This is a genomic window from Inquilinus sp., from assembly GCF_039594555.1.
Classification (GTDB): Bacteria; Pseudomonadota; Alphaproteobacteria; order DSM-16000; family Inquilinaceae; genus Inquilinus.
In genome coordinates this window covers 1-8,293 of sequence record NZ_JBCNNF010000307.1, presented here as the reverse complement: position 1 = coordinate 8,293, position 8,293 = coordinate 1, and the positions used below count along the sequence as shown (strand labels likewise).

Here is an 8,293-nt window from a genome sequence, read left to right as displayed (position 1 = left end):
CCCTCCGAGCCTCGACCGCGCTGCGCGCCAAGGCGGCGGCGCCCAGGCCGATGCAGCGCTCGTCCGGCTGGTAGTCGGAGTTGTGCAGGTGGTCGTTGCGGCCGGGCTGGCTGGCGCCCACCCGCAGGTGGAAGGACGGGATCCGCTCGGAGAAGAAGGCGAAATCCTCGGCGCCGAAGCCGGGCGCGGTCTCGTGCACCACGTCGCCGAACTGCGCCCGGACCGCGGCCACCGACGCGTCCAGGATGCGGTTGTCGTTCATCAGCGGCGGCACGCCCAGCTGGTAGTCGAGGTCGCAGGTCACGCCCTGGGTCAGCTCGATGCCCTGCACGATCCGGCGGATCGCCGCCTCCGCCGCCGACCGCGCCTCGGGCGACCGGGCCCGCACCGTGCCGCGCAGGCTGCAGCTGTCGGGGATGATGTTGTGGGTGGCGCCGCCGGCGATGCTGCCGACCGTCACCACCGCGCCCTGGGCCGGGTCGATGGTGCGCGACACCACGGTCTGCAGCTGGGTCACCAGATAGGCGGCGGCGACGATCGGGTCGGCCGCGTCCTGCGGCCGCGCCGCATGGCCGGACCGGCCGCGCACGGTGATGTCGAAGGTGTCGGCCGAGGCGGTGCTGGCGCCGCGCAGATAACCGAACTCGCCGGTCGGCATGGTCGGGCTGTTGTGGAAGGCCAGGGCGATGTCGGCGCCGTCGGCCGCGCCGTCCGCGATCATCGCGGCGGCCCCGCTCTCCGGCGTCTCCTCGGCCGGCTGGAACACCAGCCGCACCGATCCGCGCAGCCGCGGCGCCAGGCCCTTCAGCACGGCGCCGACGCCGATCAGCGTCGCGGTGTGGATGTCGTGGCCGCAGGCATGCATCTTGCCGGGCACGGTGCTGGCGAAGGGCAGGCCGGTCATCTCCTGGATCGGCAGTGCGTCCATGTCGGCGCGGATCAAGAGGCAGGGGCCGGGGGCGCCGCCCGCGATCTCGGCGACGATGCCGGTGCGGCCGATGCCGGTGCGGTAGGGGATGCCGAGCTTGTCGAGCTCCGCCGCCACCACGCCGGCGGTGCGCTGCACCTCGAAGCCGATCTCCGGATGGGCATGGATGTCGCGCCGCACCTCGACCAGGCCGGGGGCGATGGCCTCCACCGCCGCGTCGATCGAAGCGCCGATGTCGTTGATGCCGCGCGTATCCATGGACGGGTCGAGCTCCCCTTGGCCGGAAAGGATGGCGTCGGGCCGAAGGCAGCGGGGCCGGTCGGGCCGACGGGACTCGAGTCATTGCACCCGGAGGGGGCGGCGTCCACCCCTGGAATGCGCAGCCCAGGCCGCGTCTTTACATCCGGCGGGGCGGACCCCAGCTTGGCCGGTGAGGGGCGGGCAGAACGGGAGCATGCGATGCGGGTGTTGGTTGTCGGCGCCGGGGCCACCGGCGGGTATTTCGGCGGCCGGCTGGCCCAGGCCGGCCGCGACGTCACCTTCCTGGTGCGGCCCGGCCGCGCCGCCGCGCTGCGGGCCGACGGCCTGCGCATCGTCAGCCCACATGGCGACGCCACGCTGGCGCCGCGGCTGGTCACCGCCGATGCGGTCGACGGCCCCTATGACGCCGTGCTGCTGGCGGTGAAGGCCTATGGCCTGGCCGGCGCCATGGCCGACCTCGCCCCCGCCGTCGGGCCGGACACGATGATCCTGCCGCTGCTGAACGGCATGCGGCATATGGACCTGCTGTCGGCGCGCTTCGGCTCCGCCGCGGTGCTGGGCGGCGTCTGCAAGATCGCCGGCACGGTCGACGCCGAAGGGCGCATCGTGCAGCTGGCCGGCTTCCACGAGCTTGCCTATGGCGAGCGCGACGGGTCCCGCTCCGCCCGCACCGACCGGCTCGATTCGGTGCTGCGCGGCGCCGGCTTCGACGCCCGGCTGACTCCGGAGATCGAGCGCGAGATGTGGGAGAAATGGGTAATGCTGGCGGCGCTCGGCGGCATCACCTGCCTGATGCGCGGCAGCACCGGCGAGGTGGTGGCCGCGCCCGGCGGCGCCGATTTCGCCGGCCGCTTCCTGGACGAGGTGGTGGCGGTGGTGAAGGCGGCCGGCACGCCGCCCGGCGCCGCCTTCGTGGCCAGCACCCGCGCCTTCCTGACCGAGCCGGGGGCCGGCCGCACCTCCTCGATGTATCGCGACCTGCAGCAGGGCGCGCCGATCGAGGCGGACCAGATCATCGGCGACCTGCTGGCCCGCGGCCGGGCCGCCGGGATCGACACCCCGCTGCTGGCCCTGGCCGCGACCCATCTCGCCGTCTATCAGCAGCGCCTCGCCGGGGGCTGAACAGACAGTCGAAATTGACCCGTCATCCCGTGTGCGCTGCGGCGCGGAGTGCCGCTGCGCAGACACGGGATCTCCGCGATCCGGAGAGATCCCGTGTCTGCAGCGCATCATTGCATGCTGCGCTGCGCACGGGATGACGGTCGTTATTGATAATGCCGGTATGGGTCAGCGGCCCACCGCCAGTTGGGCGACGTCCTGCCACTGCTCCCAGCCGGCAAGCCGCTTCTGGTACTCGGCCCGCGTCAGCTCCAGATTGTGCGGGCCGAAGAACACCCGCAGCGGCGGCTCGGCGGCGTCGACCACCCGCAGGATGGCCGCGCCGCTGGCGCCCGGATCGGCGAATTCGGCGTCGCGCCACCGTGCCAGCCGCCCGGCGCGGATCTCGTCATAGGCGGCGATCGGCGCGGCATGCACCATCGACCCGCCCTTCCATTCGGTGGCGTAGCCGCCGGGCTCGACCAGCGTGACATGGATGCCGGTGCCGGCCAGCTCGCCCTGCAGCGACTGGCTCAGCCCTTCCAGCGCCCATTTCGAGGCATGGTACAGGCCCAGCATCGGGAAGGCGTTGACGCCGCCGACCGAGGACACCTGGATGATGTGGCCCGCCCCCTGGGCCCGCAGGATCGGCAGCGCCGCCTGGGTCACCCACAGCGCGCCGAACAGGTTGGTCTCGATCTGCGCCCGGGCCTGCGCCTCGCTGACCTCCTCGACCGCGCCGAGCAGGCCGTAGCCGGCATTGTTGACCACGACGTCGATCCGGCCGAACCGCTCCCGGGCCGTCGCCATCGCGGCGAACACCGCGGCCCGGTCGGTGACGTCCAGCCGGATCGGCGCGACCTGGGCGCCGTGGTCATGCACCAAGCCGCACAGGCTGGAGATGTCGCGGGCCGTGGCCGCGACCCGGTCGCCGCGGGCCAGCGCCGCCTCCGCCCAGACCCGGCCGAGCCCCTTCGACGTGCCGGTGATGAACCAGACCTTGCCTGACATATCGTCCTCATCGGGATTGAAACGGAGGATCCTCCGTTTCGCTCATTTAATCGGAGGTCCCTCCGTTTTCAACCGGCGCCCCATATGATGCATGATGGCGGCGACCGGACGGAGGCGAGCGGCGTGACGGCGGCGGACGGGATGGACGGGCAGGAGACAAGCGGGCGCGCCGACGCCCGGCGCAACCGCGAGCGGCTGCTGGCGGCGGCGGCGGAGCTGTTCGGCGCGGTCGAGGGCGAGGTCACGCTGTCGGCGGTGGCGGCCCGGGCCGGGGTCGGCATCGGCACGCTCTACCGCCATTTCCCGACCCGCGAGGCGCTGGTCGAGGCGGTGTACCGCAACGAGGTCGACCGGCTGTGCCAAGCGGCGGAGGCGCTGCTGCGCGACCGGCCGCCCGAGGAGGCCCTGGTCGACTGGATGGACCGCTACGCGGCGATGATCGCGGCCAAGCGCGGCATGGCCGAGGTGCTGACCCGGGCGCGGGAGACCGATTCCGAGGGCATGGCCCGGACCAAGGCGCGGATCCGGCAGGCGATGGCGCTGCTGCTCGACGCCGCCGCCAGGGCCGGGGCGATCCGGGGTGACGCCGATCCCGACGACGTGCTGCTGGCGGCCGCCGCCGGCATCTGGTCGATCGCCGGCCAGCCCGACTGGCGCCAGCGCGCCGGCCGGCTGCTGCGCCTGGTGCTGGACGGGCTGCGCTACCGGCCGGGCGGGTAGGGCGGGACGGTCATCGTATCTGCCCGTCATTCATCAGCGGGCCTAATAGGTCCATGCGGTTTCGCGGCGCTAATCGTCTCCGCCCCGGTCCCCATCTCCTGGCCGTTGGCATCGTCCCGAGGAGAGGATCCGATGTCTGTGGCCTATGATTTCAAGGGGCAGGTGGCACTTGTCACCGGCGCGGCGTCGGGGAAGCGGCCGCCGGGGAGGAGCGAATCCGGGCGCCCGGGCCTGCGGCTACAGCACGAAATCGGCGGCGGTCAGCGCGTGGTCGGCGGTGACGTTGATGGCGAAGTCCGGCGCCTTGTCGCCATTGGCGTCGACATAGACCACCTGGATCGATCCCGCCGTCACCACTCGCAGCTCCCCGGCATGGCCGGTGAAGGCGCCGGTGCCGAAGGTGAAGGCGGTGTCGCCGTTCCCGGCATTGCCGTCGGCGTCGATCGCCGACAGGTCGATCCTGTCGCCGGCCGAAAAGTCGGTGATGCCGTCCTTGCCGATGCCCGAGACCGCGCTGTCGGTCAGGGCGGTGTAGACGAAGCGGTCATTGCCGGCCCCGCCCTTCAGCGCATCGCCGCCACCACCGCCGGTGAGGACGTCGTTCCCGGCCAGTCCCCACAGCGTGTTGGCGTTAGCGTCGCCGGTGAGCACGTCGGCGAAGGCGGAACCCTGCACCTGCTCGATGCCGCTCAGCGTGTCGCCGGCGGCGTCGCCGCCCGCCATCGCACCGGTTGCCAGGTTCACCGACACCGCCGCGGCCGAGCTGGCATAGACGGCCGTGTCGATGCCGGCGCCGCCGATGATGGTGTCGGCCCCGCCATCGCCCTCGATGATGTCGTTGCCGTCGCCACCGTCGATCGTGTCGTTCCCCGCGCCGCCATAGACATTGTCGTGGCCGGCCTCGCCGAAGACCTGGTCGTTCTCGCTGCCGGCATCGACCGAGTCATTGCCGGTGCCGCCATGGATGGTGTCGATGCCGGCGCCGCCGACCAGACGGTCCGCGCCGTCGCCGCCGCTGAGACTGTCGTTGCCGGCCTCGCCGGAGAGCGCATCGTCGCCGCCATTGCCGACGAGCGTGTCGTTGCCGAGCTCGCCGCCGATGATGTTGCGGGCGTTGTCGCCGGTCAGCTGGTCGTCGTTGCTGGATCCGTACAGGTTCTCGATGCTGGTCAGCACGTCGCCCGCCGCGTCGCCGCCGGAGGTCGCGCCGGTCAGCAGGCTGACCGACACCGCGGCCGCCGAGCCCTGGTAGTTGGCGAAGTCCGACCCGGCACCGCCATCGAGGGCGTCCGCCCCCGCCCCGCCGCGAAGCGTGTCATCGCCGCCGCCTCCGCTCAGCGCATTGACGCCGCCGTCGCCGGTCAGCCGGTCGGCGAAGCCCGAGCCGAGGACGTTCTCGATCGAGATGAAGGTGTCGCCCTGGGCATCGCCGCCCGTGCCGGTGCCGGCGGCCAGGTTGACCTGAACCCCCGCGGCCGAGGTGTCGTAATACACGATGTCGGTGCCGTTGCCGCCGTTGAAGACATCGGCGCCGCCGAAGCCGGCGAGCCCGTCATTGCCGTCCCCGCCAATGAGGGTGTTGGCCACGCTGCTGCCGACCAGAAGGTCGCCGAAGGCCGAGCCGACCAGGTTCTCGACATTCGACAGCGTATCGCCCGCGGCATCGCCGCCGGAGCCCAGGCCGCTGGTCAGGTTGACGAACACGCCCACGGCTGATCCGTCGTAATAGACCGTGTCGATGCCGGCGCCGCCGTCGATCGCGTCGGCGCCCTCATAGGCGTTGATCTGGTCGTCGCCGTCGCCGCCGCTGACGGTGTCGTTCCCCGCCCCGGACTGGATCGTGTCGTCGCCGGCGCCGCCGGTGAGCGCGTTGGCGCCGCCGTCGCCGCGCAGGAAGTCTCCGAAGGCCGAGCCGACCAGGTTCTCGATAGTCTTCAGTGTGTCGCCCTGCGCGTCGCCGCCGACGCCCTGGCCGCTGGGCAGGTCGACGCTTACCCCGGCGCTGGAGTGGGCGTAGGTCGCCGTGTCGATGCCGGCGCCGCCATCCAGCCAGTCGGCCCCGGCGCCGCCCTCCAGCACGTCGTCGCCCGCATCTCCGCCCAGTTCATCGCCTCCGTCGAGGCCGGACAGGCTGTTGGCCCCGCCGTCGCCGTAGAGCCGATCCCCGTCCTCGTCGTTCGTGCCGACGACATTCTCGATCCCGTAGTAGCTGTCGCCGTCGGCGTCGCCGTAGCCGCCCTGGTTCAAGGCCAGGGAGACGAACACTTCTGATGTCGAGTGGACATAGGTCACCGTGTCGATGCCGTCGCCACCCACCAGCGTGTCCCACCAGAAGCCGCCGTCCAGCACGTCGTCGCCGGCGCCGCCATCGAGGACGTTGGGTCCGCCGTCGCCGGTGAGGTGGTCGTCGAAGGCCGAGCCGATCACGTTCTCGATGCCGGACAGCGTGTCGCCCTGGGCGTCGCCACCCGTGCCGGTGCCGGCCGCGAGGTCAATCGAGACGGCGGCCGCGGACCCGGCATAGCTTGCGGTGTCGGTGCCGTCGCCGCCCTGGAGGCTATCCGCGCCGCCGCGCCCGATGAGCAGGTCATTCCCCCCCAAGCCATAGAGGATGTCGGCGCCGCCGGCGCCGCTGAAGGTGTCGTCGTAAAGCGAGCCGGAGAGGGCCTCGATCCCGGTGAAGGTGTCGCCCTGGGCGTCGCCGCCCGTGCCGGTGCCGCTTGCCAGGTCGACTTGAACCCCTGCGGCCGAGCCGTCGTAAAAGACGCCGTCGATGCCGGCGCCGCCGTCGAAAGCGTCCGCGCCACCCCCTCCGGCGAGGAAGTCATTGCCGTCGCCGCCGGACAGGGCATTCGCCCCGGCGGAGCCCGCCAGGGCGTCGTCGAAGGACGACCCGATCGCGTTCTCGATTCCCGTCAGGATGTCGCCCCAGGCGTCGCCGCCCTCGCCGCCGCCGAAACCGTCGCCTCCGTCGAGATAAATCTCAGCCCCCTCGGCAGAGTGGGTGTAGGTCACCGTGTCGATGCCGGCGCCGCCGTCCATCGTGTCGATGCCGAGGCCGCCCTCGATGATGTCGTTGCCGCCCAGGCCGGTCAGCGTGTCGTCGCCGGCCCCACCATTGATGATGTCGACGCCGTCGGGGTTGGCCGGGTTGCCCGGATCGGTCCCGGTGAGGATGTCGTTGTCGGGAGTGCCGTTGAGGGTCTGGGTCACAGGTAGCCTCCTGTCTGTCGCGCCGGCACCGCCGGTCCTAGCGGTCGGGCTTCGAACCAGCCCGGTGGGCCGGGCGAACACGGAATGGGTGGGGTTTAGCAGGCGTCCGCATATCCGCTTAGGTCCAGACTGGACCAACCTATGGATCCAGATGCGGGTTCGATGGGTCCAGATGGCCCCCAGCGATGAGTCCAGATGCGGTTGCATGGGCCGCGCGCGACCGGCCGGTCGCCGAGGACCGGACCAGGAAGAAGTGCGGACCGAACGCCGCAGAGTCGATGACTCCCTCGAATTCCACTGGACTTTCGCCTTCATTTTGTTCATGATACGTTCTATGGATGAGGCGCAGACTCTCCGTGGCGAGACCCGGCCGGCTGACCCCGACCTTCATTGGACGGAATGGGCGCTCGACCGGCTGCGCGACATCGTGGATCTCGAGATCCGAGCCATGCGGGCCACCGTGCGGGAACAGGAGCAGATCCTGCGCGGCGCGGAGATGCCGAACTATCCGCTGATGCAGTCCCGCCTCGCCCGCTCGGTGCGGCTGTCGCTCGCCATGACCGAACGGATCCGGCGCGACTACCTGCTGCGCAAGCAGGAGCGGATCGCGTCCGGCGAGCAGGAGCGCCGGCGGCAAAAGCGGGAGCAGGCGACCGAGATCGCGGTCAAGGCGATCGCGAGGCCTGCCGATCCGGAGGACGCCGAGCGCGTCCGGTTGCTGGTGCGGGAGAAGCTGGTCGAGGACGAGATCCTCGACGTGCAGATCGACACTCTCTCCCCCGAAGAGTTCGTGCGCGAGGTGAGCCGCAGGATCGGCCTCCCGCCCGACCCGTCCTGGCTGCCGCCAGGATGTATTGATGAGGTGGTGACCGTCGAGGCCGTGGCGGAGCCCGCCGCGCCTGCCGAGGCTTGGCCTCGACCGGCGGACGAGTCCGTCACCGGCCGGCTCGTGCCGGCACCATCGGAACCGGACAGCAGCTGAGAGTCTGCGCCAGGCATTCCCACCTCGTCATTGCGAGGAGGCGAAGCCGACGAAGCAATCCATCGTCCCGCACGAGCTGC

6 protein-coding genes are annotated in these 8,293 nt (G+C 71.4%); 3 read left to right on the top strand and 3 right to left on the bottom strand.

Annotated features, from left to right (window positions below):
• Nucleotides 1–1,186 (bottom strand): M20 family metallopeptidase (locus tag ABDW35_RS26320; protein WP_343716823.1); only part of this gene is annotated, 1,186 nt, incomplete at its 3' end.
• Nucleotides 1,187–1,387: 201 nt separating this feature from the next.
• Between ABDW35_RS26320 and panE the strand changes: the two genes are divergently transcribed.
• Complete coding sequence (gene panE, locus ABDW35_RS26315; RefSeq protein ID WP_343716822.1) at nt 1,388–2,311, top strand: 2-dehydropantoate 2-reductase; 924 nt, start codon at nt 1,388–1,390, stop codon at nt 2,309–2,311.
• A 165-nt stretch (nt 2,312–2,476) separates the two neighbouring features.
• Here the strand turns inward: panE and ABDW35_RS26310 are convergent, their stop codons facing one another.
• On the bottom strand, nt 2,477–3,298 hold the full coding sequence (locus tag ABDW35_RS26310) for an SDR family NAD(P)-dependent oxidoreductase (protein WP_343716821.1): 822 nt from the start codon (nt 3,296–3,298) through the stop codon (nt 2,477–2,479).
• 84 nt (nt 3,299–3,382) lie between these two features.
• Between ABDW35_RS26310 and ABDW35_RS26305 the strand changes: the two genes are divergently transcribed.
• Nucleotides 3,383–4,018, top strand: a complete 636-nt coding sequence (locus ABDW35_RS26305) for a helix-turn-helix domain-containing protein (protein WP_343716820.1) — start codon at nt 3,383–3,385, stop codon at nt 4,016–4,018.
• Between the two features lie 237 nt (nt 4,019–4,255).
• On the opposite strand, the gene ABDW35_RS26300 is transcribed toward ABDW35_RS26305, so the two are convergent.
• Nucleotides 4,256–7,231, bottom strand: a complete 2,976-nt coding sequence (locus ABDW35_RS26300; protein WP_343716819.1) for a calcium-binding protein — start codon at nt 7,229–7,231, stop codon at nt 4,256–4,258.
• Between the two features lie 205 nt (nt 7,232–7,436).
• Here ABDW35_RS26300 and ABDW35_RS26295 point away from each other — a divergent pair, with 205 nt between their 5' ends.
• Complete coding sequence (locus ABDW35_RS26295; RefSeq protein WP_343716818.1) at nt 7,437–8,213, top strand: hypothetical protein; 777 nt, start codon at nt 7,437–7,439, stop codon at nt 8,211–8,213.
• The last annotated feature ends 80 nt before the right edge of the window (nt 8,214–8,293 follow it).